This window comes from Kribbella sp. NPDC023972, from assembly GCF_040639075.1.
Lineage (GTDB): Bacteria > Actinomycetota > Actinomycetes > Propionibacteriales > Kribbellaceae > Kribbella.
The window spans coordinates 1,345,868-1,371,472 of record NZ_JBEZZH010000001.1; the positions used below are offsets into that span (position 1 = coordinate 1,345,868).

The following is a 25,605-nucleotide window of genomic DNA, read 5'->3' on the forward strand; positions in this document are numbered from 1 at the left end:
CCTACCAGGCGTAGATCTGCTTGACGCTGCCGTTGCCTTCGAGCAACCCCACGGGGCGGCCGAGTGCCTTGGCGGCAGCGAGTTCGGACATCATGGCGTGTGACGTGACCGGCGAGGTGCTGTCCAGTTTCAGCCAGCCACGTTGGGCGCCATAGGCCCAGATGTTGGCGTCGTACTCGTTGCTCCACAGGCCAGTGACCAACTGGTTGTCCAGCCACGCCTCCAGGTTGACTCCGCGGACCGCGCAGGTCTGGTACGACTCGATTCCGCATTGGCCGTAGCCGATGCGGAAGTAGCCGGCGTCGCCCCAGCCGAGTCCCCAGCTGTTCCGGGCGATCCAGCACGACTGGGCGTCGTCGTAGCCGATGATGACAACGCAATGCCCACCGGCGAGGCTGCCGGTGACGTGGCGGTACACGCCGGTTCGGTAGCTGAAGAAATCCTGGAAGACGTTGAAGCACGCGGTAACCGCGCCGTAGCGTGAGATGTCTTCCTTCATCTGCAGCGCGTTGCCGGAGATGTTGGCCCAATCGGTGACCTTGGCCAATCGGTTGGGCCAGTCGGGATTGATCTTGCTGTTCCCGTCCTGGTCCCCCGCGGTGTAGGGGTAATAGTTTTCGAAAGTCACTCCGGTGGCCTTGGCATGGGTGAGTGCGTGGTCGGGCCACCAGCCGGTCGCACAGGTCTGGCCTTCGGATCGTGCGTAGACATAGAACAGGTGGGCCTCGGACAGATCCAGCGGCATGGTGGTGCGTCGTGAATACCTGAACACAACCTCCGTCGCCGCGGCGGTTCCGAATGCCACGCACGAACCGCAACCACCCTGGTCCTTGACGGCGGTGTCGTAACTGACACCACTGACATTCCGAACATCGAATGCTACTGGTGCGCCAATGCTCTCGGCTTTCGCCGCGATTGCGGCGGCAGCGGCTACCTCAGAGGTCTCCTCCAACTCTGGACGCGGCGGCACGCCCAGGCGGATGCGTCGCTCACCTTCCTCGAGGGAGGTGATTGACGTGTAAGCCATCTCCCACGGTTGGCCCGCATCCTGCAAGGCATTCGACAATGCCTTCAGGTCTAGCGACTGCGGGCGTGACTCTGCTGAACCGTCAGCCATAGCATGTACCCCCTGGTACGTGATGGCGGGCCTGTGAAATACCCACAAAGCGCGCCGAAACCTGGGCCGACAGGCAGGTCGAAGTGGTCTGTCCCGTTAGCCCGAAGTACCCCCGCTGGGCCCTTCGGCGCAAATGTATGCCCATCATTACAGAACGGCAATAGGCCGTCACACTGCGCATCAGAGACCTCCCCCGACAGAACGCACCATGCAACCGACAGTCACAACGCCCGTTTCGCTGAGCCCTTGGTATGTAACCGTGCCTGGAACTGACTCACCGGCTCCACGCCGGACCGGACACGATCCCGGAATGCAGCCAGCCACTCAACTGGCGACGACACGAAAACGCAGGACGAAACTTCGATCCGGAGAGCCGATCTAGCAGTCCCGCCAGGGCCTCTTACTCCCCTCTTTACGCACCTCAATCAGGGCGAGAGGCTGGTGATCGATGAGAACGAGACCATCCACGAATCCCTTGCCAGTAGGAGCTTTCGCGCACCATCGACAAACCGTGATCAATCTCGGGTGGAGATCAGCGGGTTCGGGGTTCGAGTCCCTGGCGGCGCACATCAGCCCAGTCACAGCGTTGGCCTGGGTTTCTTCACGTCTGGCATCGACCCTTTACGTGTCCCTTTGCCGGATTCCCGCCCAGACCTGACCGCTCCCTCTTGTCCTCAGCTCATCGGTCCGCAGCATCGCTGCAACTGTTCGACCTTGACCTGATCGTGACTGTGCGTCACATCACATCGGTTCGCATCGTTCCCCGTCTCCTTGATTCGCCGCCTTGCCCAGCGTTGAGCAGCCAACCGTCACTCAGGTTGGAGGTTTGATATGGCGAGGTCACCGCTGCCCATCGGAACCTGGGAAGCGTCTCCACCAGCGTCGAGCGAACCGACGACGAAGGAAGGCCTGTCGCCTACCGGTCAAAGGCCAAGTTCCGCGACCACGATGGTCACGTCCGCGTGGTGAGCGCCTTCGCCAAGACCAAGACAAGCGCCGAGCGCGCACTGCAGCAGAAGCTCCAGAACCGCGCCAAGACAAGGCGCTCCGGCGAGCTCACTGCGATGCACAAGATCTCCCACCTTATTGACCTGTGGGAGTCAGGCACCGACGAGATCGGCGTACTCGTCTACGCGGGCTTGTTCCTGGCCGAGGACGCGAGCCTGCAACGCATCCTCCGCAAGAAGGCGAAGACCGGCGTCGTAGCCCCGGGCGGCACAACAAGCCCAAGGTCCATCCGGATCAGCGGGTCGATAGCACTCGTGTCCCCGGTAACGACGAGATGCGAGTCAAGCAACGCGGGGACGTCCAGCGTCAACTCGTGGCCGACAGCCGGCTCGGTTCCAGCCCGCACTTTCTGTAACAACGGCCCTGTGCAGACGAATTCGGACATCCGTGCAGGCGACTTCGGACATTGACAGGCGCCTCGGCCGGAACTTCCAGGACCTCATCTCGATCGTCAGCGGGCTGCGCCAGCGCGAGGTCGGGTTCAAGTCGCTGCACGAGGCACTCGACACCACCACCCCGGGCGGCCGGATGATCTTCCACGTCTTCGCCGCGCTCGGCGAATTCATCCGCGAGATGATCGTCCAGGGCACCCGCGAAGGCCTCGACGCCGCCCGGGCCCGCGGCACCCGTCTCGGCCGGCCACCGGCGATGACCCCCGAGCAGATCCAGCACGCGGGATCTGCTCGGCAACCCCGACAACAACGTGTCGTCGATCGCCAGGCTGCTCGGCGTCAGCCGCGCCACCATCTACAAGTACGTCCCCCCAGCTCCGCTCTCCCGCCGTACCCGCCGGCTCGATCCCGCTCGAGCTCCCCCACCGCGGATGAGCCTGGTACGGCGGACGTGCTCATGCCGATGCTCTCGCCGCCAAGCGCGTCCGCGTGCCCGACGTGTGGACACCGACCTTCGAGCAAACACGAGCTGAAGCTGCACCGCGAAGGCCCCGAAACCGTCTGGCTGCTCCCGGACCAGAACCAGCCCGCTACGGCGGTTGTCGAGCGCTGGCACTGCGAACGTTGCCAGCCCCATCAGGCCCGGATCATCATGTGCGGCCTGTGCAGCTCGACCGTCATGCTGGGCGACGAGCTCGTCGCCGGCGAGCAGGTACCCGATGCAGCCGCACTCTGGCTCGCCACCCGCGGATGGACTCGCCGGGCCGAGCACTGGATCTGCGGCCAGCACGGATAGAGCACAGCATCAACGCGTGCGGACCACGTTCATGTGTTGTCCGCGAGCGTCGCCAGGCGCTCCAGCTCGGCCTCGCCCTCGCCGCAGCACTGCCCACACACCAGCCGTCGGGTCTTGGGCCGCTCGGCAGGCGGATGTCGTACGGCAGCCGGGTCTCGTCCTTGCGGTCGCGCAGGTCGTAGCCGACGTGGCCGTCCTCGTCGGGCAGCCGGATACCGGGCGAGTACATTTGCGCCTGGAGAGGATCGACACATGGTGATGGGGAATCAGGACATCGGCGCCTGGGACGCGGAGTTACATCGTTCCGGCCGAGTAATCTTCGCGGTCCGGCGCGCGCTGGCTTTCGGCGGGCTGGTCGTCGTACTGACGCTGGCCGGCATCCCGATCGTCTCGGTCGTCCGGGACCTCGACACCCGCGGCACTTGGTTCACGATCCGGGTGGCGCTCCTCGCCCTACTCCTCGCCGCCTGTATCGCGCTCGCCGTCCTGATCCTCCTCGGCCACCCGCGAGTGACCGTCAACGCCACTGGCATCCGCTTCGCTTGGTGGCGGCAGATCCCGTGGTCCGAGTTCGAGGGCACCACCCTCGTCACTCCCACCAGCAGCCTCGCCGCCCCCTACCTGACCATCACCTCCACTCGCGGCACCAAACTCCACATCCCCCAAACCAACGTCGAAGACCTCCGCGCCTTCGCCGCCTGGCTCACCAAACTTCACACCCAACACCACCTGAAAACCAACAGCTAAGCGGCTGAGTTCCGAGGTCGAAGTGGACGATCAGCCGGCCCGCAAAGCTCTCCGCGCCCGCCAGGCCTTCAGGAGGTCCTCTGCTTCGTCGAACGAGCCGAGCATCCGATAGCAGCACTCGCAGCTCACGGGCGGTATTGCTCCAGATCCTGATTGAACGCGAGCTCCCCGAGCTTAGGAAGCCAATGCGCTCAAACCCGCGCACTGGGGGGAACTCCCGTCACTCCAACAACCGGCGATACCAGTTCGGCTCGGCGCCGCACCGAGTTTGCGTGCCCCTCGCCGCGGGCGCGCCGTGGAGATCAGCGTTTTACCGCAGGTCGCGGCCGATGAGTTCCTTCATGATCGGCTCGAGCTCAGCCCGGTCGACCTCACCCATCAGCCTGCGTGCGACCGTGAACATGGTGAACGGCTGCGGCAGCTCCTGGTGGGCGTCGGCAAGGGAGAAACCAATCGACCATGGCCTGCCGCGCGGTAATGGTGCTGGGACCGCCTGCTTGGAGAGCCATGCGTGTGAGGCCCGGATATGTGGCCTGGTGGTCGCATGTCGTGATTCCTGCTTGTCTGCTTGCGATTGGACGGGGGTTGGTTGCCTGCAGCATTCGCTTGCTGTTCGGTGGCCGTGTTCTCGTTGCCGTGGCGCCTTCGCCGGCGTTCTCGGTTCGTCTTTGCCTTCGATCGAGCAGTTGTTGCGCGTCGTGCCTGAGCCGGTGGCGGTGGGGCATGGGTGGGGCACGGCAGCAGCCGCCGCATGGGTTGCGGCGGCTGCGGGGTAGGTGGCGTTAGCCGACGGTGAAGGTGCTGGTGGCGTCCTGGCCGTTGGCCTTCCATTGGGGCGCGGTGAACCACTGGCCGGCCTTCTGGAAGCGCTTGGCGGAAAGGCTGTCGAGGGTATAGGTGTTGCCCTTGAGGACTACCTCGCCGGCGGGGATGACGGAGCCGGAGTTCTGCACCATGCCGGTAGACGTGGTGCCGCCTCGCATCGTCACCCTGTTGGTGGTGACCAGCACGTCGCGGAGGACGTTCAGGCCCCAGGGGCCACTGCCGCGGGTGCGGGACTGGATCGAGATGCCGTTCACGTTGCCGGACACCGCGTTGTTGGTGATCTTGACGTTCGACGACGTGTTGACGTTGATGCCGCCGCCGTCCCAAAGGGATGTGCCGGAGCCGCGGCCGGTGCCGAAACCGTTGCCGGTGACGGTGTTGTTGTCGATCACGCCGTTGCGGCCGATCTCGAACCGGATGCCGTCCGCCGCGTTGCCGGTGATCTGGTTCCTGTTGAACAGCCGGCCGTCGTCGTACGCGTCGCTCCACAGGCCGACGCCGCGGTTGCTCTTGATCTGGTTACCGGAGACGGAGCCGCCGGTGGACCAGGTGGTCTTGACGCCACCCGACTCCCAGTCGGCGATCCAGAACCCGTCGGTGTTGTTGCTGCTGATCAGGTTGCCTCTGATCACGCCGTTGACCGTGCTGTACTGGCCGACGCCCAGCTGTCCGTTGTACTGGATCAGGTTCTTCTCCAGGACGGCGCCGTCCGCGTTGACCAGCATGGCGCCGATCGCGTGGTTCCAGCGGATGTTGTTGGCATAGACCTTCCAGCCCGGGCTGAGCACGACCGCGCCGGCCTGGGGTGCGCTGGCGAAGTGCTCGACGGTCAGGCCGCGTACCGTCACGTTGGTCGCGCTGGACTCGATCGCGGTCCGGGTCTTGGACATCTCGACGGCCTTACCCAGCGGGTTGTCGCCGATGTAGCTCGCGTTGCCCGCGTAGTCGGCGTAGAAGGTGCCCGGGACAACTGCCGCCCGGCTGTTCACCCGCTTCAGGTGCAGGCCGTTCAGGAAGAGCTGCTCGCGCAGGTAACAGATGTTGGCGACGTTGTCCTCGCACTGACCGGTCAGGCTGTACGCCGCGGGCAGCGCGCCCTTCGCCACCCAGTCGCCGCTGATCGCGGTCCAGGTGCTCAGCCGCACGGACCCGGTCAGTACCGCGCCCCGATCGCTGCCGAGGGTGGTGTTCGCCTTGGGGTGAAGCGGACGGGTGATCCGGTGAAGGCCCGCCTGGAAGCAGAACGTCTTGCCGGCGACCGCCGCGTCGATGATCGCCGCGGCGTTCTGGCTCACAGTGATGGCGGTTCCGACGCAGGCCGGAGCCTGGGACGGACCGGCCGGGAACACGTACGACGTGGACGACATCGCCGTGGTCGATGAGCTCGAGAGCTGGTGGGATGTGGGGACGCTGGTGTTCTGCGTCATCGGCTGCGGCCTCGGCTTGCGCTGATAGTCGCCCGGCAGTGCGCCGGAACTCGGTTGGTGGGCCTCACTCTTGGCGGAGGCGGTGGTTGATCCGGTGCTGATCGCGGTGCCGGTAATGGCCACCGCACTCGCTGCAGCTACACAGACCATGGTCGCTGACTTCCTCACTGCGGACCTTCCAGATTCGGGACACCTGTTCTGCATCCCTCTATGTGGTCTTCTCTCCAAGGCTAGTACGCGGAGTAGTCATAACCTCACGCAGATGAACTATTCACAGAAAGGCTAAAGTTGCACAGCTTTCCCTTTTATTAAAAGGGTTTTCGACCTAAGTCGTTACCTCAGGCTCGTTTTCCGATTGTTGCCCGGCGCAGCGATGCTCTCTGTCACGCGCGTCGCGCTGTGTGGCGCTCGGCCGCACTGAATATAGACCGGCTATCGGACGACCTATGCCGATAACCGGACAGCAATGGAATCGCCGACAGTGCCTGCCGGTGGTCAGAGCTCAGTGACAGTGGCCTCTGACAGTGGCCTGTGACAGTGGCCGGTGACAGTGGCCGCAGTGGCCGGTGTCAGTGCGTCTGGAAGGTCCCGGCGGTGTCCAGGCCGGCGCTGCGCCAGCCCGTGGCCGTGAGCTTGGTGCCGAACTTCGCGAACCGCTGCGCGCCCAGCTGGTCCAGCAGGTAGCTGTTGTCGCTGAAGGTCAGTTGGCGGGCCGGTACTTCGGCGCCCGCGTTCTGCACCATGCCGGTCGACTGGGTGCCGCCAGTCATCCCGGTCGAACCCATAGCTACGACAAGTCAACGGACTGACATCGCTGAAGGCCAGATTCTGCAGGTAGCGGACCGCCGGCTGGACCTCTGATCCCTCACCGTCAACGACAACGAGCGGTGGGGTTCGGCCGATCTCGGCACGCACCTCGCCGATGCGTGGCACAGTTCGTCGGCCATCTGCGATCTCCCGCACCGTCAACCTCCATCCGCTTCACACCCCACCGGCGGAGGGGCTTGGTGCAGTCAACACGGATGCCGATCTTGAGGTCCTTCGCCCAAAACGGCACCAGCCTGTTGACCGGACTACGCGACGACACGCCGCCGCGCTGGTCTGGGGTTCTGTGATGCGCGATAGACATTGGGCTCTGGATTGGAGGCCACAGTGCCGCAGCGGGAACTGGCCAGCATCGAACTGCCGAGGCAGGTGGCGTCCTCGACGACACCTGCCCGATCGCATCGTGGACAGCGAAGCAGCATCACCAGTTCCGCCGTCCCGCAGCAACCTGTCAGCATCGCTCCGCCCGTTGCGTTCCCCGGCGGCTAAGGGTCCGTCCTGCCATCGCGTATCTCCTCCCGGCACAGTTCTCCTGTCATCCCGTAGAAGGGGGTGGTTTCGGCGATGTGTGACACGAGCAGCCGACGTCGAGTGCCTCGCGCAGTAATCGGCATCGAGTCTGCCTGTTGACTTCCGAAGAGGAAGTCTGAAAATGACAGTCATGGCGGCCGCTGGGGGGACGTTTCTGGTGCGGATCGTGCTGTGCTGGATGGTGCCGGCCTTGGCTGCCGGTGGGTTGATCACTTCGTGCTCGGCGGAAAATGGCGCGAAACCGAGCGCCGGTACGCCGAGCGTCGTCTCGCCGGGTGCCACGGGATCGCCGACCTGCTCGCCGGCACCGGCGCCGGTGAAGATCGACAAGCCCCCGAAGGGTGCGCCGGTCGGCAAGCCGGCGTTGCGCAAAGAGCTGCTCGCGATGCTCGTGCAGGATCAGGCGGTCCGGACGGGTAAAGCACCGCCTGGCGACAAACGCACGCCGGAGGAGCTTGCCGCGGCGTGGCCCTCGACAGACCTGGCCCACGCGCAGCGGATGACCAAGATCCTCGACGAGCACGGCTGGCCGGGCTGGGATCTGGTGGGAAGCGATGGTGCGCACGCGGCGTGGGTCCTGATCCAGCACGCGGACCTGGACCTTCCGTTGCAGGAACGCGGACTCGCGCTGATGAAGGACGCCGTCTCAGCCGATGACGCCGACCCCAGCGACCTCGCCTACTTGGTAGACCGCGTTCGCGTGGCCAAGAACGAACCTCAGGTCTATGGCACCCAGTGGGGCAAGAACGAGGCGGGCAAGCTCACCCCGCGAACGCCGATCGAGGACGAGGCGATGGTCGACGTCCGCCGGGCGGAGGTCGGGCTCGGCACGCTCGACACCTACCTCGAAGAACTAGCCAAGGCTTTCGGCGAACGGTAAGCCAGCGAAGAGCTTGAGTTGTTCCGTCAGTTGATCTGGCGGGAACAGCCACAAGGCGACGGAGCCGGCGCCTGCGTCGAGGAGGTTCAAGATGCTTGTGGTGACGGTCGCGGCATTTCCGGCGACGGCGAATTCGTCGACCCACGCATCCTCGACCCACCTATCAAAATGGAGATCTGGGCGCAGTTGCGCGGGCACCGGTCAATGATGTTGGCCAAGCTCGACGGATTATCAGAGTATGACCGGCGTCGGCCGCTAACGCCGACGGGAACGAACCTGCTCGGTCTGGTCAAGCACTTGGCCGGCGAGGAATACGGCTACCTCGGTGACGCGTTCGGCCGCCATGCATACGAGCGGCCGTCCTGGTTCCGTGACGACCCCTCCACCGAGATCGACATGTGTCCCAGACATGTCCGAACCTCCGAGGGGCACCTGCTCGCCAGGGCAGCGCCGGCCCGCGGTCCGGCGCAGTCTCAGGTCCCCGGCGTTGAAACGCCAGCGCCGGGGACCGCCTGACCCCTGGGCGGCCCCGCAGAGGCCGATCAACTCAGCCGCCGCCATCACCAGGAAGGGTTGGAAGGTCCTCCGGGCGCAAGTCTGCCCGCAACCTTGCATAGCGGAGTCCGTGTCGCCACTGGCCTGCCTGCACGGCGGCGTCGGCCAGGACCTCGATCACGACCAGCGGCTGAACCCTGGTGAGCGGCTTCGTCGAGTCGCGGCCGGCCCCACCGCTGGGAGCTGATCTCGTCCGGCCACGGGTGCCCACGCCGCGCAGGTTTCAGTACGGCGCCGAGCTCAGCCGACTGGGTGGCACTCAACACAACCGTGCGGCCGACCATGACGAGATCGCCGCCGTCGGCGTAGCGGCCGGCGATCACCACTTCGGGATGACGAAGCGATCCGAGGACGCCGCCGACGATCACCTCGACGGTGTCGCGATGCTTCACCTTTCGTCGGGGTCCCTAGGCGCGTCGCGCACTGTCGTATGGAGGGTGTTGATCAGTACGTGTGCGACACCCCATGTCGGGACGTGGACGTTCCTGGGTCGACGGCAACCAGGCCCCCGAATGGGACCTCGCGCTTTGCCGGATCGCGGCTGTCCGGTCGTTAGGCACCAAGCTCGGCCTCGCCCCCGACCCGGCGACCACCGCCGAGTACTGGCGGTCCTGGCCCTACTCCGCCCCTGAGGCGACTTGGTTAAGCGTGTGCTGGCGGACTTGCCGTCGCGATGCATCCGTAAGCCGGTCAGTGCTCGGTGGGCGGAGGTTCCAGCAGCTCAGGCCTGTTCTTCTTGACGTTCACGAGCTTCGACACCGCGTACATGGCGAGGGTTCCCGTCGACCGGCGGAGCCATCAGGGCAGGGAGCTGGTCGACGTCATGCCAGACGCTCAGGCCGATCGTCCGCTCTAGTTTCCTCGCGAGTGACGCCAGGGGACCTTGTCTGGGACATCGTCCGACGTTCATGCTTCCGCAGCAACCGAGTGCCGCGGTATCGACTCAACCGCTACGGCGACCGCCAGCTCAACAACGCACTGCACACCGTGGTCCAGAGCCGAATCCAGTACCAGCCAGCCACACGCGACTACGTCGCCCGCCGCACCACCGAAGGCAAGACCAGCCGAGAGATCAAACGCTGTCTTGCCCGTTACGTCGCCCGAGACCTCTACCGCCTGCTTGAAAGCGGAGCCGCCGCGGCTTGACGAAGCATAGGAGCGTCGCAGTCCCTGGAGCGCGCTGATCACGGATAGGTCGGACCGACAGCACTTGGGACACTGGTACCTGCGGTGGTGGCAACCTGTCCTGCTCATCGGCTGAACCTGTGTCTGGATTGAAACGACGGGGCACGGCATGCTCGTGACATGACCACGACCAATGAAACGTCGGCCGACCCTTCGCCGCCCTTGGCGGGCATGCTCGCCGGCAAAGTAGCGTTCATCAGCGGCGCCGGACGCGGGATCGGCGCAGCCGCCGCCCGACTATTCGCGCGCGAAGGCGCCCAGGTCCTGCTGACAGCGCGCACCGAAGACCAGCTGCGCACCGTCACCGAAGAGGTCCGCGCGGCCGGTGGCACAGCCGAGTACGTGATCTCCGACCTCGCCGACCCGGCGAGTGTGCGCGCAGCTGTCGAGAGCACCGTCGAGCGCTTCGGGCGACTCGATGTCGCGTTCAACAATGGCGCGGCCATCACCCCTCCTGCCGCGTTCGATGAGGTCCCCGAAGCGGATTTCGACCTCCTCTATCAGGTGAACCTCAAGGGACTGTGGGTGGCGATGGCGGCTCAGATCGCGGCTATCCGCGACACCAGCGGCACGGGGTCCATCGTCAACAACTCGAGTGTCGGCAGCCTCATGGGTAACCCCCAGCTTCCTGCGTACGGTGCTATGAAGCGTGCCGTGAACAGCCTGACGGAGACCGCCGCCGTCACCTACGGCCCTGAGGGGATCCGCGTGAACGCCGTGGCACCGGCGAATACGACGACGGAGATGATCCGCTCGTGGGAGTCGTACACGCCGGGGTTGTCCGAACGTATCGCAGCGAACGCCCCTCTTCGCCGCGCCGCAGACCCCCACGAGATCGCCGAGGCTGCGGCCTGGCTGCTCAGCGACCGGTCCTCGTTTGTGACTGGAACCGTCCTCCGCGTCGACGGCGGCGCACGAGCCTGACCCCGGTCTTGGGGAACGGCAAGACGAGTTGGCGATCTGCGCCGTTCCGGTTCAGCGCCCCTGGCCACTTACGAGGGCAGCTCCATGCTCATGAGAGGTCCGTACTGTTGGCCCGCGTACCTGTGGCGTCTTGTGCGACACGGCAACAACACCGGCACGCGAGCTGCGGGCACGGACGCCTGTTATCTCCCGAACGCCGCCGACTGCCGCCCTGGCAGCTTCCTACGCGCCGCTCCGCACGCGTCCACCATCGACGTGCAGGATCTGACCGGTCATGAAGCTCGAGTCGTCCGAGACGAGGAACGCGAGCACGTTCGCTAGATCGTCAGTGGTCGACCAACGCTTGATTGTCTGCATGGCGGAGATCCGGTCCATATCCTCCTCGTTGCTCAGTCCGGACGGGCCGGGGGGTCGCGCGTGGAATCCCTCCGTGGGGACCACACTCGGTGCGATGGCATTGACCGTCACGCCATCATCGCCGAGCTCGTTGGCGAGCGCGCGCGTGAGCGTGTGCACCGCGCCCTTGCTGGTCATGTAGGCGAGCTGGTCGCTCACCTGGGACAACGTGATCGTCGAGCCGGTATTCACGATGCGTCCCCAGCCCGCCGCGCGCATCCCGGGAACGAAGGCCTTTGCGAACACGAAGGCGGAGTCGACGTTGATGCTCTGGATGCGTTTCCAGTCCTCGAGCGTGAGATCCGCTAGCCTGGTCCGCTGGAACACCGCGGCGTTGTTGACCAAGATGTCGCAGCGGCGAAAACGGTCGGTCACCACCTTCTCGACTTCGGCGACTTGCTCGGGATCGCTGACGTCGCATTGCAACGCCAGCGTGTCGCCCGGGCCGGCAAGGTGGTCAAGGCTGCTGGTCGCATCGAGGATGTCGACCACGACGACGTTGGCGCCATCGGCTGCCAGCCGGCGACAGTATGCGTGGCCGATTCCTCGCGCGGCGCCTGTGACGACCGCCGTCTTGCCCTGGAGGTTCATACGAGACTCCAATCTGTGCCTGCTGGTGATCGGGATGGCCGGGGACGGGGCAGGGTCCGGTGAAGAACTTCCGTAGCAGCCGTCCGGTCTGCAGCAACTCGCGCAGCAGATCCGGCGACGCCTGGGCCAGCTGCTCCTCGAGCAGAGGGGCAGGGTCGATACTGGGAGGGACGCTCATCGTGGTGACTCCGTTCGAAGGTTCTGCAGCAGGTTCACTCGAAGGATCACGCGGTGACCGTCGTCGTCTCCTACGAGATGCTCACCCGCTGTGCTCGTACACCACTCTGCTGGACGCCACTTGCGGTCCTCCCGCTTGGGCTGACTGCCGCGTGGTGGGTCCGCTGCGCTGGACGTTCACGTCATGTACTTGTCGAACCATTCGAGGATCTTGGTGGGTTCCCGCTGGAAGTATGCGTAGCCGTCCCACCTGCGGGTCGTGCCTTCGATCCAGAAGAGGTCCTTCTCGTCGATCGGGATGTTGTCGAACATGCTCTGAATGTCACTGGGCCGTGTGTAGAGGTCGTCTCGAACCTGGTACAGCAGGGTCGGGACGCGGACGCTCTTGGCCCACGGCACGGGGGAGAACTCGTCGATGTGGAAGCTCGTCTTGCGGAAGATGAGCTCGTCGAGGTCGCTGAGACGGTCCACAGGAATGCCGAATCGCTCCAGTGCGCGCTCGAGTGCGACGCCGCTCGACAGCGGCTGCGGCGAGACCATGCACCGCACGTCCTCGAACGCCTCGGGGTGGCGCTCCATCGCGTACATCGTGGAGTTGCCTCCCACGCACCGGCTGAAGAGGCCGATCGTCATATCGGCCGTCTCCGCTCGCGAACGCGCGTACTGCAGCGAACCGATGACGTCACGCGACTCGAAGCGCCCGACCGAGAACACGCCGCCGTTGGCCGAACCGCTTTGGCCGAAGTTGCGCAGGTCGTAGGAGAGGACGTTGTAGCCGGCGCCGTGCAGGATCTTGTAGTCCGGTACGAAGTTGATCTCGAAGTCGTTGCCGGTGGCCCCTGCAAACTTGCTCCAAGGCGCAAGGTGCGAGGGGAGGCCGGCTCGGTTGAACCAACGTGGGTGGTTGCAGATGATCAGTCGGTTAGATCCCTCTGCGGGGATGTACCACCCTTCGAGCGGCACTCCGTCTTCTGACGGGAAAGTGACGTCCTCGTAGGCCAACCCCGCCTCGTCTGGACGATGGTAGATCGGGGCTCGCGGCCATTGAACGAACCCCTCGGACATGGTCTCCAAGATCTTCTCGATCTCTTCGTCAGGAAGGGACGGTGCCTGCGTCCCGTCCGTGGTCGGCGCAGTGCTGGCGGCTGTTGTCATCAGAGCACGCCTCCTTCTCGGGTCTATCTGGGATTGCGGATGCAGGGTGATGCCGTGCGGTCCTAGCCTCTCCGAGCGATCCATCACCTCCAAGTCTGGTTCTAGATGTGTTTAATAGCTTGAGGTGATGACTGGGTAAGCCGGGACACGGAGGCGAGATGGAACTGCGCCAGTTGGAGATCTTCGTCGCCGTCGCCGAGGAGGAGCACGTCACGCGTGGAGCCGAGCGCATGCACGTCGCACAATCCGCAGCGTCGGCAACTGTGCGTCGGCTTGAGCGTGAGTTCGGGCTCGAGCTGCTGCGGCGCGTGGGTCGCAGGGTCGAACTAACCAATGCCGGCCGAGTCCTGCTCGACCGAGCACACGCCGTTCTCGGCGAGGCACAGAGAACGCGCGAACAGATAGCACTGCTCGCTGGCCCGCTGCGCGGTCACGTCAGTCTCGCGATTCCCATCTCCTACGGCAGTTTCGCCCTGCCGGCTGGCCTGGCAGCTTTCCGTCGCGCATACCCAGCGGTCACCTTGGAGATCCGGCAGGCGATGGGGCCGGTCGAGGGTCGTACCGATGTGTTGATGCACGACGAAGCCGACCTTGCAATTGTGCCTGTCTCCGGTATGGAGCCACCACAAATCAATCTCGATCGACTTTCCCGGTTGCGCGCCGCGCTCGTCTGTCGCCGGGACGATGAGTTGGCCACGCGGCGGGGCGTCCCCCTGGCTGATCTTCGTGACCGCTCATTCATCGACTTCCCAGTCGATTGGGGCAACCGGCGCACCATCGACCGACTTTTCGCAGAGGCGGGCGAATCGCGGAAGGTCGGGGTCGAAGTCCCGGACATCCGGACAGCGCAGGTCTTGATCGAGGCGGGGGTAGGGATCGGCTTTCTGCCAGAGGAAGCGGCGACCGAGCGGCCGCGACTCAGCATGGTCGACCTGTCGGACCCGACCCCGTGGTTCGAGGTAGCTCTTGCGTCCCGCAGCGACCGGCCCCTATCCGAACCTGCGGCTGCACTCCGCCAAGTGCTCGTCTCGCTTGCCGCCAAGCCCCCAACCCACACCTGAGACTTGGGGAGAGGCCCGACAGTTGGTTGCACGTCGTGGGACACAAGGGAATGCGAAGGCGCCAACCGAACCCGCAGACGGCGACGGCCGCCGCGTGCACGAACCGGTTCCGTCTCTCGGCCTCGTGGTCCCTCGGACCTCCGCGTGGCGCCCGCACATGGACAGGTCCGCCTCGACGCCGCGACGGGGTCAGTTCGACTCGGCCAGTCCAGCTCACTCAGCGCCCTACCTGTCACTGACCACGAGTGACAGCCGGTCGTCGCGGCGATGACCGCGCCGCGACTCACGCGTCCAAGGCGGCGCATTGACGCACTCGTCGCGGCGGATCTGGGACGATGCCGAGTCCGGCGGAGCGTCTGTGAGGATCGCCAACGCAGCCTGATGGTGCTGGGCTGTGGTTGGTGACCGCCATCGTGACCCCCGGAATGACTGGCTTTGTGCCTTTGTGCGACCTGTCCGCTCGCGGTCACCGGCCCCGGCCCGGTTGGAGGAGCTGGCCTGATCAGGAGCTTGACCACCTGGCGTTAGTGGCGCCGGATGTGTCTCATCACAGTCCTGCCGAGCCTCCGTCCCGGACCGGAACGACGTCCCGTCCGGCGAAGGAGAGAACGCATGAACAGTCTGACCGATCTACGCGACGTGGTCGATGTCGTCATTGGCTGCTTGAAAGCGGAGCCGCCGCGGCTTGACGAAGCATAGGAGCGTCGCCAGACACTGCCATCAGCTCCGTCCACGACACCTGTCTCGCACCAGCGCGGAGCATCGATCCACGACCTGACCTCGCAAGATCCAGCCTGAGCGGACCAACCGAACACCCACCGCCCCAACAGAGTTGACCTTCAGCCACTCCCGCCGGCCACCGGCGTACCGCGAGCTGGCGCCCTTCACCACCAGGCCCTCGACGCCCATCGCCTCCGGCAGGACCTCGAACCACTCACGGGCCTCATCCAGGTCGGCGGTCACCGGCGAGACCTGCAGCGGTGCCGCCCACCCCGCGGCAAGCTGCTCCAGACGGGTACGGCGTACCGACCAGCGCTGGGTGCGCAGATCGACACCGCCGATCGCGAGCAGGTCGAACGCCACGTAGGCCGCCGGGACGGACGCGACCAGCTGCCGCGCCTTCGACGGTGCAGTGACCAGCCGCCGCTGCAGCGCGTCGAAGCTGAGCCGGCCATCGGCGCCGAGGATGACGAGCTCGCCGTTTATCTTTAGCCGGCAGGTGGAGTGTGCTGTATTGCTTGGCCGTCTGTGTCGTGGACATGTCCACGACGCATGTTCCCTTGGGTACCACCGCGACCACGTGATCAAAGACCTACAGGTGCTATGTCTGCGCTCGCATCAGGACGCCCACATCGGTCTGCATCACGTCGCCGGCGCTCGGTCTGCGTAGTCGCCCGCCTGATGTTCGAGGTTGGATGAGATGGGTGCGCGAACCGCACGGCGATGGACAGGCCACCTTCGGGGCGTGCGCTGGTGGTGAGGGTGGCGTGGTGAGCCTGGGCGACGGCGTTGACGATGGCGAGGCCGAGACCGTAGCCATCGCTGCGGCCGTGACGATCGGACGCCAGTTTCTGGAACGGTTGAAAGAGGCGGTGGACCTCGTTGTCGGGGATCGCCGGCCCGTGTTGGCGATCGTCAGGGCCGCACGCGACCGGGTGGCAGCGACTCCCTTGCTCTGGCGGGCGTTCGCACAACGCAACGCCGAACTCGCAGCCCAACTGCTGCGCGACTAGTTTCTTGACGATCGACCGCATGCTTGTACAGTGTGTAGCGAGTCCAACTCTTTCCGTGATCCGGCGGAGGTCGTGATGCGTTCCATGGGACCGGTCTGGCGGCTGCTCCGCCGCGCGAAGTATGCGGGGATAGCGGCCGTCCTGATTGCCGCCGCTTTGCTGCCCTCTACGCCGTCCGGGCCGGCCGATGCGGCGACCGCGGCTCGGACACTTCCTGAGCAGATGCGGTACCTCCCAGCAGGCCAACGCCAGTTGATCACCGTGCAGGTGACCGCCTGGGGCCGTCGCGACGCGCGACTCGATCTGTGGTCGAAACGTGCGGACGGCCGCTGGGTCAACGTCGGTACGACGACCGCCCGGCTCGGCGCACGAGGCATGGTGCCCGGCCAGTACCGCAAGCAGGATACCTACACCACGCCCAGCGGGCGGTACACGATCGGGCAGGCCTTCGGCAGGGTGTCGAGCACCGGCTACAAGGTTCCCTATCGGCGGATCACGAGCCGGTCCTACTGGTGCCTCGACAACAACTCGCGGTATTACAACCGCTGGGTCGAGCAGTACCCCATGAAGGTCTGTCGCGCAAGCGAATCGGAGCGCCTGATCAGCTATCCGACGTACCGCCGCGCGTTGGTGATCGGGTACAACCTGAAGCAGGTCCGCTACAAGGGCGGCGGGATCTTCCTGCACGACAACGGCCGCGGCTACACGGCAGGTTGTGTCTCGGTCAGCCCGGCCTGGATGGACAAGATCTCGCTCTGGCTGAACTCCTCGGCCCATCCGACGATCGTGCTCGGCACCCGCGACAGCATCATCCGCCAGTGATAACCCGCCTCGGTCTGCGCAGGGGCTGACGCCGCCGGCATCCAGCATCTGCTGTCATGGTGCAGCAGAGCCCGTTTCCGCCGCCGCAGTACACCCCGCCGAAGCAGAGGCGCTGTTACTCAGGAAAGATCCCGAAGCGTGCCCGCGCGCCGAAGGCGCGCCTTGATCCATAAGAGCCAAACTCGGCAGAGAGAGCCGGGGAGCTATGTCCTCCGTCGACTGATGCGCGACACGCTTCCGCCAGGTGATCTGCAACAGCAGGAAGCGCGGATCGCGGTAGATGGGTCCGTCCGTTCTCTGTGTGAGGGATCATCTCGTCATGCGCAACGAGGAACAAACGTACAGCGAGGCGCGTCTCCGAGCATGGTGATAACCGCCCAGGTAACGGCTCACTGGGACAGGTAGCGCTGGGTGACCCACTGGGCGACATGAACGCGAGACGGCAGACCGAGCTTGCGCATCACGTGCCGAACGTGGTTCGTTGCCGTCCACTCCGCGATGTTCAGCCGGTTCGCAATCTGACGGTTGGTCAGTCCGTTCGCGACCAGTACGACGACCTCCCGTTCGCGCGCGGTGAGCGACGTACCCTGGAACACGTCGGCCGGTTTGCGGTTCGAGTCGATGCGTTCCGTCCGTGCGGCCGCAGCGGTCCAGGCGGGTTGCTCAACCAGTCCGGTATCCGGGTCCAGCAAGCTGGGCAGCGGGAGTGTCTTTCCCGCGATACATGCGTTGTCGAAGGCGACAGGCCCCAGCCGCTGCCGCAGGTGCTGGAGTGCGCGGTCGACGTACGGCAGGATCTCCGCGCACGCATAGCTGTGCGTCTCGGCCCTGATCGAGCCTGCGGCCGCGATCAGGCGAACGGCCGACAGATCTGTCGGAGGCCGGCGACGGCCTGCGAGCACCAGGGCCAGAGCCTCCAGAGCGAACGGCGTGCCTGGATGTGTGTCCATCTCGACCGCCTCCGACGCCACGGACCGGCAGATCCGTTCGGCCCTCTGCTGATCACCACACCGGAAGGCGATCAGCCCAGCCAGCGCACGGACAATGCGGGCGCTCCAGTCGTCACCGTCGTCCTCCAGCAGCGGCAGCGCGAAGCTGATCGCCTCGTCGACCGTCGACATGTCGCCGCTACTCATCGAAATCATCGCCAGGTCGATGAGCACCAGCGCTGCCGCCCTGGGAGCCTCGACCGACCGCCAGATCGACAAGCTCTGTTCGCACAGCCTCCTGGCCGCCCGCAGATCGCCGCGGACTCTGGCGAGATTTCCCTGGCAGTTCAAGGCTGCTGCCTCACCGGTCGCCTCACCGAGGTCGTGGAAGGCCGCAATCGCACGCCGCTGGTAGCTCTCTGCGGAGGCGTACTTCCCGACCGCCATCGCCAGCACGCCGGCGGCATGCAATGCCTCGGCATTGAGCCTGCCGTCGGTGCGAACCGAGCCGTCCGCCAGCGTCTCCTCCAGCATCTGCAGGCCCTCACACAAGTGGCCCTGACTGAACATGAACCGCCACATCCCAGTCGCCAGCGCAAGCGCGGCATCGGCGTGACCGCGGGCGCGCAGGTGCTGGTAGGCCGCCCGGGCGTTGGCCTGGTCCGACGTCAGCCGGCGAACATGTGCGGCTTGCCGTCCGCCGCGAAGATCCTGCTCGGCCTCGGCGACCAGTCGCAGGACGTACTCGGCGTGCCGGTCGCGCACCTCCTGCTCGTCCTCGGCGCTCCGCAGCCGTTCGACGCAGAACGCCCTGATCAGGTGCAACTGGTCGAACCGCGGCTCGCCATCCGCACCGACCGACGAAGTCAGCATCCCCTTGTCCAGCAGCGATTCCAGCAATTCCTCGGCTCGAGACTGCGTCAGCTGTACGACGGCCGCCACGGCCGCCGCAGTAAAGCCGCCCGCGAAAACGCCGAGCCTGACGAGCAAGTCACGCTCCTGTTTGGTCAGCAACTGATAGCCCCAGAGGATCGCCGCCCGCATGCTCTGCTGACGGCGCGGTACGTCGGTCAGTTCGAGGCGCAGGATGTCGATGCCGTCGCGGAGCCTGGCCAGCAGGGCAGGTGGACCGAACAGCCGGAGCTTCGTCGCGACGAGTTCGATCGCCAGCGGCAGTCCGTCGACCAGCCGGCAGATCTCGGCCACATCGCCCACGTTGTCCTCGGTCAGGGCAAAATCCGGTACGACTGCCCGGGCCCGTTGCACGAAGAGTGCGATCGAGGGGATCGCCGCGATCTCCGCCAATGGCATGCGCAAGGAGTGCACCAGCGGCAGCGGCCGGACCGGATACAACCGCTCACCGTAGATCCGCAGCGGTTGACGGCTCGTGGTCAGTACCCGCAGTCCGCGACAGTGCGACAGCAGACTGGCCAGCAGGTCGGCAACGCCGTCCGCCACGTGCTCGCAGTTGTCGAGCACCAGCAGCAGTTCGCGATCCCGCAACCCGTCGCGGAGATCGTCTGTGTGCCGGGAGTTGCTGTCGAACACGGCCCGGCAGGCAGCCATGACCGCGTCGGTGACCTGGCTCGGCTCGGACAGCGATGCGAGTTCGACAGGCCAGGCGCCGTCACGGAAGCCGGCCCGCACATCGCCGACCACAGCCTGAGCCAGCCGGGTCTTACCGGTACCGCCGGGGCCCGTCAGGGTGACCAGCTGTGCCGCGCCTTGGATGATCTGCCGAAGTGCGGCGCGCTCGTCGTCGCGGCCGACCAGCTGGTTGGGCGGCTGCACGCCGACCGCCCAGGCTGCGGCCGCCGGGACGATCCGATCCGAGGAACCACGGCCGCCGCCCTGCGGGTCGCCTGGTAGGCCCAGGGCTGCCGTATCACGTTGCCTTGCCACCAGTGCCTCCTAGTCCAACCTGGTGCCTGGAAACTCCGCTACCGCCTCCAACGACTGTTTCAAACACTCGGTGAGGCTAAACCCACGCTCGGTGTGTTGACGAAGTGGACAACCCCTCTCCCGTGGCCAGCTCCGACTCATCGCGCTGCGTAGCCGCCGTCGACCAGCAGGTCGGCACCGGTGACGAACGAGGCGTCGTCGGACAAGAGGAAGAGGACGGCGGCGGCGATCTCACCCGGCGCCGCCATCCGGCGCATCGGCGTCGCAGCCACGAAGTCGGCGACGAATTGCGCCGGCAGTGAGACAGTCATCGGTGTCTCGACCAGGCCAGGTGAGACGGCGTTCACCCGGATGCCCGCGCCCGCCAGCTCGACCGCCGCGGCGCGGGTCATTGCGGCCACAGCGCCCTTGGCCCCGTGATACGCGAACGCAGCGCCGGAGCCGACCAGACCGAACACCGAGGACACGTTCACGATCGCGCCGCCACCGGACAGGTGCATACACGGTACGACGGTCTGCATCCCCAGCCAGGTGCCGCGCTGACTGACATCGACGACCCGATCCCATTCGTCGGCTGTGACGCCGGAGAGGCCACGGCCCCCGAGGACACCGGCGTTGTTCACCAGCAGCGTCGGATAGCCGAAACACCGACGGGCAGTCCGGGTGAGCCTCGCCCACGCACCGGGGTCGGTGACGTCGGCCTCGGCCGCCACGACCCGGCCGGGGAGTCCGGCCGCTTCGATCTCCGCGGCTGCCGCCTCGCACCGACGGCCGTCGACATCAGCGAGCACGACCCCGGCTCCAGCCTCGACCAAACCCGCCGCCACCGCACGGCCGATGCCGCTGCCCGCACCTGTGACCAGGGCGCTGCGGCCGACCAGACCCGCGCCCGCTCGCCTTCGCGTCGGCCCCGCGGTCACGCTGCGGCCTCGTCGCGCCGGACCGGCAGCCAGGCCAGCGCAACGGCGTATCCGGCGGCATGGCTGAGAGAAACCCGCGGCACCACGAGATTGGCTTGCCTGCGCCACCGCTCGATCGCACCGGCCAGCAACACCACGGGTGCCGAAGGCGGCGTACGGAGAATCTCGATCTCCTTCCACGGAACCGGCCCGGGCCATTGCAGGGCCTCGGCGACCGCGTACTTCGCAGCCACCCGCGCGGCCAGGTGCTCGCCGGCGCGGGCGAGCCCCGAGCAGTAGGCCAGCTCTGCGGGGCTCACCAGTTGCCGCCAGGCTCGATCCGTCCAAGCATCGGAGGGAACCTGGACGACGCGAACACAAACAGAAGCCGGCGGTGTCACGGCCACGGCGTCAGCACCACCGATGCGTAGGTACCGCCCCAGTTGGCCGCCGTGATCAGTGCGGCACGTCCGGCGGGATCGTGGTCCGAGTCGACGTACGGCGCCAGCCCGGGCAGCGGGTCGCGCAATCCCGCGATCGGCGGCACCCAGCTGGTGCTGACACTCTCGGCCGCGGCGAGCACAGACATCAACGCAGTGGTGGCGTGGATGTGACCGACCTGGCCGGAGAGGTTGGCCAGTCGGGTCGAACTGGCCGGAAACACCGCAGCGACGGCCCTGGCCTCGGCCAGGTCGATTGCAGCCGTTCCACGGGCGTCGCCGTACACGACTCCGACGTCGGCCGGCGTCAAACCCGCCGAGTCCAGCGCGTTGCGGTGGCACTGCGCCCAGGCTTCCCCGGAGTCGTCATTGCCCGCCACCCGATAGGCGTCCCCTGTACTGGCGTGGCCGCGGACCTCGGCGAGGATCGTCGCCCCGCGCCGTTGCGCGTGCTCCAACGACTCGAGTACCAGGGCCACCGAGCCGGCACCGAGTGCGCAGCCGCCGGCTTCGCGGTCGTAGGGACGGACAACGTCCGAGGCCAGTATTCCGAGGTGGTCGTAGCCGAGGTGGAGCAGCCCGGTCAGCTCGTCCGCGCTCACCGCGGCCATCACTTCGGCTTCACCCCGCCGGATCAGGTCCGACGCATAGCCGAGACCGGCAACGCCGGAGGCACAGCCGATGGCCAGCGTGGACAACGGGCCCTTGATCTGCATCGAGAGGCAGGCGTGGCCGGGGGCCGCGTTCATGACCGAGTTCGGGAACAGCCGTGGGTTGACCCGGTGCGGACCCTCGGTGCCGATCGTCTCGGTCAGCTGTGCCACCGTTTCCAGCGGTCCGGTGCAGGTGCCGAAAACCATTCCGACCTCGGTCCCATTCTGCCGGGTGATCTGGTACCCGGCGTCCGAGAAGGCGCCTCGCGTCGCAGCCAGTACCAATGCTCCGAGCTGGTCCAGCCGCCGGGCATACGCCGGGTTGATCCAGCGCCGGTAGTTCTGGTCGGTGATCTCCGCCGCGAGCCGGCTTGCGGCCTGGCTGGTGTCGATCCGGGTCGCCGGCGCGATACCGACCGTGCCTGCCCGCAGGCCGGTGATCAGGCCGTCGCGTCCCAGACCCACCGGCGAAACCACGCCGGCACCTGTGATCACCACCCGGCGGTCCGGCCGCTGTGGCGCTGGTCCGGGCGTGCGGCCGAATACCAGGGAGCAGTTGTTGCCGCCGAACGCGAACGAGTTCGACACCACCAGTCCGAGATCGGCCGGCCGCGATGCGTTCGGCACGATGTCGTACGCCGGGCTGTCGGCCGAGGTGTCGACATTCACCGTGGGCGGCAGGGTCTGTTCGCGCATTGCCAGCGCGCAGACCACAGCCTCGAGCGCACCCGCCGCGCCGAGCATGTGGCCGACCTGCGACTTGGTGCTGCTCATCGGCGGCACCTGCCGGCCTCCGAACAGCGCTGTCACCGCTTTGCGCTCGGCGCTGTCGTTGGCCGGGGTCCCGGTGCCGTGGCCGTTCACGTAATCGACGTTCTCGGGGGCGTACCCAGCTTGCTCCAGCGCTCGCCGCATCGCTCTCAACGCACCGCCGCCTACTGGATCCGGCGCAGTCGCATGGTGCGCGTCACTGGTCAGCGCGTAGCCCAGGACATAGCCCAGCACCTGCGCCCCACGCGATTCGGCCAGCTGCGCGGACTCGAGCACCAGGACAGCGGCGCCCTCGCCGATGTTGAGGCCGCTGCTGCGTGAGTACGGCGCGCACGGCTGGTCGTCGAGCGCCTTGAGACTGTCGAACCCTGCCAGCGAGAGCACGTCGAGCACGTCCACGCCACCGGCCAGCATCACATCGGCCCGGCCTTCCCGGATCGCGTCCACCGCCCAGCCGATCGAGTTGGCGCCGGCCGCACAGGCGTTGGAGATCACCACCTTCGGACCCTTCAGTCCGAAGGCCGCGCAGACTGCATCGGTCGACGTGTACAGCGGGTACACCAGCAAGTGATGCTTCGAGGCGCCGGTGACGCCGTCGCGGAGCAACTGCCAGTGGTACTGCTCACCGGCGTCGAGACCGCCGACCGACGTACCCATGGCGATCCCGACCCGGTACGGATCGAACGCGGAGATGTCCAGCTTGGCGTCCTCTATCGCCTCTGCCGCGGTACTCAGCGCCAGGCTGATCGCACGATCGATTCGCCCTCGGCCCTTGAGCGGCGGTGCCGGGACCTCGCCGACCTCGCCGGAGTAGTGGCAACTCAGAGTGGAGGTGTCCAGGCGCCGGGTCCGGTCGATTCCGTTAGCGGCGTCGCGGACCCCGGACCAGACCGACTCGGCCCCGGTGCCCAGCGCGCAGGTCACCCCAATACCGGTGATGGCTACACCTGTGGCGTTCATGTGCTCTCCTCACGCAGACCTGTCGCGTTCATTCGAGCGGTACGCCGAAGCTGGTGGCGACCAGGAATGGTGCAGCGGTGGTTCGGACCGCCCGAGGGAGCTGCTCGAGGGTCAGCTTGAGACCGGCCGCAGCCACATCGGCGTCGACCCGGGCAGTGCCGATCACCCGGCCGAGCCGGGGTGAGTACACCGCGTGGGCGACGGCACCCACCGATACATCCTCCAGGACCAGCCCGCTGCCGGAGTCCGGGACCGACTGCAGCCGATCGGAGGCGATCCAGCAGACCGGGCGGCGCGGCGGACCAGCCTCCCAATGCGCGACGAGCGCCTCCTTACCGATGAACTCGTGACCGAAGTCGACCATCCACTGCAGGCCGACCTCGAACGGCGTCACGCCGGCCGCCTCCTGCTCCAGGTTCGCGAACCGCATCTCCATCCGGCAGATGTTCAGGGCAGCCTCGCCGACCTGCCGCGCACCGAGGTCCATGAGGTGCTCGCGCAACTCGTCGCCGGCGGCCACTGGGACGTGCAGTTTGTAGCCGTACTCGCCCGTGACTCCGGTGCGGCTCACGAGGAGCTCCAGGTCCTCGCGCCAGGGCGTCGTGACGAAGCCGGCGTACGACAGTGAGGTGATCGGGAACGGCAGGAACTTCTGCGCGACCGCGGGCGCCTGCGGCCCCTCGATGCCGAACACGCAGTACTCGTCGCCGACGTCCTGCACGGTCACGTCGTGCGCCCCGGTGTTGCCGGCGGCAACCAGGTATTCGGTCGCGGCGGCCGCCTGCGCCGGCCAGATCTCAACGAGGTAGTCGGCGCCGTGGCAATGGATCAACACCTCGGCCAGCACCGAACCGTCCGAGTTCAGCAGCAGCGCCGAAGAGATCTGCCCTTCGAGCAGGAAGTCGACGCTGCGGGTCGACACTTGGCTGAGGAAGGCCGCGGCCTCACTGCCGGCGATCCGGAGCAGGCCGAGACCGGTGTAGTCCAGCAGCCCGCACGCGCTGCGCAGCAGCTCGTACTCGGCGACGGTGTCGGAGTAGACGCTCTGCATGATTCTCCCCTTCATTGGCTTTCATTCCGTTCGGTCACGACGAGCCGGGTCGTCATCACCACGTCACGGCCGACCGACACCTGGCCGGTCACCGACATCAGGCTGCCCATCCTGGGACCGGTCTGGGCCCGGACGACCAGTTGGTCGCCGGGCACCACGGTGCGCAGGAACTTGGCCTGTTTGATCTCGGCGAGGTAGCCGACCCGCTCTGCGACGTCGGCCACCAAGTCGCCGGTGCTCCGAGTCGCCGCCGCGCTGCCGTAGATCACCGCGGCGAGCTGCGCGACACATTCGACGAGCAGGACGCCCGGGTACAGCATCCGGCCGGGAAAGTGGCCGGCCAGCACCGGATCGGAGGCGGTCACGTTCTTGATCGCTTCCGCCCGTACTCCTGGCTCGACCGAGGTGACCCGGTCCAGCAGGAAGAACGGGTATCGGTGCGGAAGCAGTCGCGCGATCTCGTCGGCCGACAGACCACCTGGTCGCACGGACGGCGTCACGGCCATACCCGTCACCGGTTGCCCGCCACGTAGTCGACGAGACGGTTGAGCGAGAGCAGGCTCTCGGTGTCGTCGTCGGTGATCATCACACCGAATTTCTCCTCCACGGCCATCGCCAGTTCGAGGGTGTCGATGGAGTCCAGCTCGAGTCCTCTACCGAACAGCGGCTGGTCGTCACCGATCAGCTCCGGATCCACCGAGAGGCCGAGCCGGTCCACCAGCAGGTGTTTGACCTCACTGCACAGGACCTGCCGAGCCTTTGCGGCTGTCTTCGTCTCTTCCAGCGTTGCCACCATGTGGCCTCTCCTGTCGCTTGTCGGATCGCCTTGTCATGGGACGGGAATGTGGGCTTG

Annotated in this window: 25 protein-coding genes; 11 read left to right on the forward strand and 14 right to left on the reverse strand. The window is 66.3% G+C overall.

Annotation, left to right across the window (positions count from 1 at the left end; all coding sequences use genetic code 11):
- Position 1: 1 nt before the first annotated feature.
- On the reverse strand, positions 2-1,117 hold the full coding sequence (locus AB0F43_RS06250) for a C1 family peptidase (protein ID WP_360471358.1): 1,116 nt from the start codon (positions 1,115-1,117) through the stop codon (positions 2-4).
- 965 nt (positions 1,118-2,082) lie between these two features.
- On the opposite strand from AB0F43_RS06250, the gene AB0F43_RS06255 reads away from it, so the two are divergent.
- The 3 genes from AB0F43_RS06255 (at position 2,083) to AB0F43_RS06265 (ending at position 4,060) form a co-directional block, all read left to right on the forward strand.
- Positions 2,083-2,535, forward strand: a complete 453-nt coding sequence (locus AB0F43_RS06255; protein WP_360471361.1) for a hypothetical protein — start codon at positions 2,083-2,085, stop codon at positions 2,533-2,535.
- On the forward strand, positions 2,513-3,313 hold the full coding sequence (locus AB0F43_RS06260) for a recombinase family protein (protein ID WP_360471363.1): 801 nt from the start codon (positions 2,513-2,515) through the stop codon (positions 3,311-3,313). The genes AB0F43_RS06255 and AB0F43_RS06260 overlap by 23 nt, the downstream gene beginning before the upstream one ends.
- Positions 3,314-3,565: 252 nt before the next feature.
- Entirely contained in the window at positions 3,566-4,060 is a 495-nt protein-coding gene (locus AB0F43_RS06265) for a hypothetical protein (RefSeq protein WP_360471365.1), read from the forward strand.
- 782 nt (positions 4,061-4,842) lie between these two features.
- Here the strand turns inward: AB0F43_RS06265 and AB0F43_RS06270 are convergent.
- Entirely contained in the window at positions 4,843-6,180 is a 1,338-nt protein-coding gene (locus AB0F43_RS06270) for a right-handed parallel beta-helix repeat-containing protein (protein ID WP_360471367.1), read from the reverse strand.
- A 4-nt stretch (positions 6,181-6,184) separates the two neighbouring features.
- On the opposite strand from AB0F43_RS06270, the gene AB0F43_RS06275 reads away from it, so the two are divergent.
- Positions 6,185-6,337, forward strand: coding sequence for a hypothetical protein (locus AB0F43_RS06275; protein WP_360471369.1), 153 nt, complete (start codon positions 6,185-6,187; stop codon positions 6,335-6,337).
- Between the two features lie 544 nt (positions 6,338-6,881).
- Here AB0F43_RS06275 and AB0F43_RS06280 read toward each other — a convergent pair.
- On the reverse strand, positions 6,882-7,097 hold the full coding sequence (locus tag AB0F43_RS06280) for a hypothetical protein (protein ID WP_360471372.1): 216 nt from the start codon (positions 7,095-7,097) through the stop codon (positions 6,882-6,884).
- A gap of 701 nt (positions 7,098-7,798) precedes the next feature.
- On the opposite strand from AB0F43_RS06280, the gene AB0F43_RS06285 reads away from it, so the two are divergent.
- From AB0F43_RS06285 to AB0F43_RS06300, 4 genes are all read left to right on the forward strand, one after another.
- Positions 7,799-8,548 carry a DUF6624 domain-containing protein gene (locus AB0F43_RS06285; RefSeq protein WP_360471374.1) on the forward strand — a complete coding sequence of 250 codons (750 nt, stop codon included), beginning with the start codon at positions 7,799-7,801 and terminating at the stop codon, positions 8,546-8,548.
- An 18-nt stretch (positions 8,549-8,566) separates the two neighbouring features.
- Positions 8,567-9,064: a DUF664 domain-containing protein gene (locus AB0F43_RS06290; RefSeq protein ID WP_360471377.1), complete on the forward strand. Its 498-nt coding sequence runs from the start codon at positions 8,567-8,569 to the stop codon at positions 9,062-9,064.
- A 966-nt stretch (positions 9,065-10,030) separates the two neighbouring features.
- Positions 10,031-10,249 carry a hypothetical protein gene (locus AB0F43_RS06295; RefSeq protein ID WP_360471379.1) on the forward strand — a complete coding sequence of 73 codons (219 nt, stop codon included), beginning with the start codon at positions 10,031-10,033 and terminating at the stop codon, positions 10,247-10,249.
- A gap of 159 nt (positions 10,250-10,408) precedes the next feature.
- Positions 10,409-11,212: an SDR family oxidoreductase gene (locus tag AB0F43_RS06300; RefSeq protein ID WP_360471381.1), complete on the forward strand. Its 804-nt coding sequence runs from the start codon at positions 10,409-10,411 to the stop codon at positions 11,210-11,212.
- Between the two features lie 222 nt (positions 11,213-11,434).
- On the opposite strand, the gene AB0F43_RS06305 is transcribed toward AB0F43_RS06300, so the two are convergent.
- Together AB0F43_RS06305 and AB0F43_RS06310 are read right to left on the reverse strand one after the other, a co-directional pair.
- Positions 11,435-12,199: an SDR family NAD(P)-dependent oxidoreductase gene (locus AB0F43_RS06305; protein WP_360471382.1), complete on the reverse strand. Its 765-nt coding sequence runs from the start codon at positions 12,197-12,199 to the stop codon at positions 11,435-11,437.
- Between the two features lie 354 nt (positions 12,200-12,553).
- Entirely contained in the window at positions 12,554-13,531 is a 978-nt protein-coding gene (locus tag AB0F43_RS06310) for an alpha/beta hydrolase (RefSeq protein ID WP_360471385.1), read from the reverse strand.
- A 158-nt stretch (positions 13,532-13,689) separates the two neighbouring features.
- Here AB0F43_RS06310 and AB0F43_RS06315 point away from each other — a divergent pair, with 158 nt between their 5' ends.
- Complete coding sequence (locus tag AB0F43_RS06315) at positions 13,690-14,592, forward strand: LysR family transcriptional regulator (protein WP_360471388.1); 903 nt, start codon at positions 13,690-13,692, stop codon at positions 14,590-14,592.
- A 720-nt stretch (positions 14,593-15,312) separates the two neighbouring features.
- On the opposite strand, the gene AB0F43_RS06320 is transcribed toward AB0F43_RS06315, so the two are convergent.
- Together AB0F43_RS06320 and AB0F43_RS06325 are read right to left on the reverse strand one after the other, a co-directional pair.
- Positions 15,313-15,900 (reverse strand): hypothetical protein, encoded by a 588-nt coding sequence (locus AB0F43_RS06320; protein WP_360471391.1) that lies wholly within the window; start codon positions 15,898-15,900, stop codon positions 15,313-15,315.
- Entirely contained in the window at positions 15,897-16,160 is a 264-nt protein-coding gene (locus AB0F43_RS06325) for a hypothetical protein (RefSeq protein ID WP_360473045.1), read from the reverse strand. Before AB0F43_RS06325 ends, AB0F43_RS06320 begins: the two co-directional genes overlap by 4 nt.
- Between AB0F43_RS06325 and AB0F43_RS06330 the strand changes: the two genes are divergently transcribed.
- Both AB0F43_RS06330 and AB0F43_RS06335 read left to right on the forward strand, forming a co-directional pair.
- Positions 16,083-16,325 carry a hypothetical protein gene (locus AB0F43_RS06330; protein ID WP_360473089.1) on the forward strand — a complete coding sequence of 81 codons (243 nt, stop codon included), beginning with the start codon at positions 16,083-16,085 and terminating at the stop codon, positions 16,323-16,325. The genes AB0F43_RS06325 and AB0F43_RS06330 overlap by 78 nt on opposite strands.
- A gap of 75 nt (positions 16,326-16,400) precedes the next feature.
- Positions 16,401-17,147 (forward strand): L,D-transpeptidase family protein, encoded by a 747-nt coding sequence (locus AB0F43_RS06335; protein ID WP_360471393.1) that lies wholly within the window; start codon positions 16,401-16,403, stop codon positions 17,145-17,147.
- A gap of 389 nt (positions 17,148-17,536) precedes the next feature.
- On the opposite strand, the gene AB0F43_RS06340 is transcribed toward AB0F43_RS06335, so the two are convergent.
- From AB0F43_RS06340 to AB0F43_RS06370, 7 genes are all read right to left on the reverse strand, one after another.
- Complete coding sequence (locus tag AB0F43_RS06340; protein ID WP_360471396.1) at positions 17,537-19,978, reverse strand: LuxR C-terminal-related transcriptional regulator; 2,442 nt, start codon at positions 19,976-19,978, stop codon at positions 17,537-17,539.
- 137 nt (positions 19,979-20,115) lie between these two features.
- A complete protein-coding gene (locus AB0F43_RS06345) occupies positions 20,116-20,898 on the reverse strand; it encodes a glucose 1-dehydrogenase (protein ID WP_360471398.1) in 783 nt (260 codons plus the stop codon).
- On the reverse strand, positions 20,895-21,197 hold the full coding sequence (locus tag AB0F43_RS06350) for a hypothetical protein (RefSeq protein WP_360471401.1): 303 nt from the start codon (positions 21,195-21,197) through the stop codon (positions 20,895-20,897). Before AB0F43_RS06350 ends, AB0F43_RS06345 begins: the two co-directional genes overlap by 4 nt.
- A 77-nt stretch (positions 21,198-21,274) precedes the next feature.
- On the reverse strand, positions 21,275-23,701 hold the full coding sequence (locus tag AB0F43_RS06355) for a beta-ketoacyl-[acyl-carrier-protein] synthase family protein (protein ID WP_360471403.1): 2,427 nt from the start codon (positions 23,699-23,701) through the stop codon (positions 21,275-21,277).
- Positions 23,702-23,729: 28 nt separating this feature from the next.
- On the reverse strand, positions 23,730-24,752 hold the full coding sequence (locus AB0F43_RS06360; RefSeq protein WP_360471406.1) for a glycine cleavage T C-terminal barrel domain-containing protein: 1,023 nt from the start codon (positions 24,750-24,752) through the stop codon (positions 23,730-23,732).
- Between the two features lie 11 nt (positions 24,753-24,763).
- Positions 24,764-25,258 (reverse strand): 3-hydroxyacyl-ACP dehydratase FabZ, encoded by a 495-nt coding sequence (gene fabZ / locus AB0F43_RS06365; RefSeq protein WP_360471409.1) that lies wholly within the window; start codon positions 25,256-25,258, stop codon positions 24,764-24,766.
- A gap of 5 nt (positions 25,259-25,263) precedes the next feature.
- A complete protein-coding gene (locus tag AB0F43_RS06370; RefSeq protein WP_360471411.1) occupies positions 25,264-25,548 on the reverse strand; it encodes a phosphopantetheine-binding protein in 285 nt (94 codons plus the stop codon).
- Positions 25,549-25,605: the final 57 nt, after the last annotated feature.

Coding starts and splice junctions, on each gene's coding strand:
- AB0F43_RS06370 (WP_360471411.1), bottom strand. CDS start 25,548: ATGGTGGCAACGCTGGAAGAGACGAAGACAGCCGCAAAGGCTCGGCAG.
- AB0F43_RS06305 (WP_360471382.1), bottom strand. CDS start 12,199: ATGAACCTCCAGGGCAAGACGGCGGTCGTCACAGGCGCCGCGCGAGGA.
- AB0F43_RS06355 (WP_360471403.1), bottom strand. CDS start 23,701: ATGAACGCCACAGGTGTAGCCATCACCGGTATTGGGGTGACCTGCGCG.
- AB0F43_RS06300 (WP_360471381.1), top strand. CDS start 10,409: ATGACCACGACCAATGAAACGTCGGCCGACCCTTCGCCGCCCTTGGCG.
- AB0F43_RS06265 (WP_360471365.1), top strand. CDS start 3,566: ATGGTGATGGGGAATCAGGACATCGGCGCCTGGGACGCGGAGTTACAT.
- AB0F43_RS06285 (WP_360471374.1), top strand. CDS start 7,799: ATGGCGGCCGCTGGGGGGACGTTTCTGGTGCGGATCGTGCTGTGCTGG.
- fabZ (WP_360471409.1), bottom strand. CDS start 25,258: ATGGCCGTGACGCCGTCCGTGCGACCAGGTGGTCTGTCGGCCGACGAG.
- AB0F43_RS06310 (WP_360471385.1), bottom strand. CDS start 13,531: ATGACAACAGCCGCCAGCACTGCGCCGACCACGGACGGGACGCAGGCA.
- AB0F43_RS06275 (WP_360471369.1), top strand. CDS start 6,185: ATGGCGGTTCCGACGCAGGCCGGAGCCTGGGACGGACCGGCCGGGAAC.
- AB0F43_RS06280 (WP_360471372.1), bottom strand. CDS start 7,097: ATGGGTTCGACCGGGATGACTGGCGGCACCCAGTCGACCGGCATGGTG.
- AB0F43_RS06315 (WP_360471388.1), top strand. CDS start 13,690: ATGGAACTGCGCCAGTTGGAGATCTTCGTCGCCGTCGCCGAGGAGGAG.
- AB0F43_RS06360 (WP_360471406.1), bottom strand. CDS start 24,752: ATGCAGAGCGTCTACTCCGACACCGTCGCCGAGTACGAGCTGCTGCGC.
- AB0F43_RS06250 (WP_360471358.1), bottom strand. CDS start 1,117: ATGGCTGACGGTTCAGCAGAGTCACGCCCGCAGTCGCTAGACCTGAAG.
- AB0F43_RS06335 (WP_360471393.1), top strand. CDS start 16,401: ATGCGTTCCATGGGACCGGTCTGGCGGCTGCTCCGCCGCGCGAAGTAT.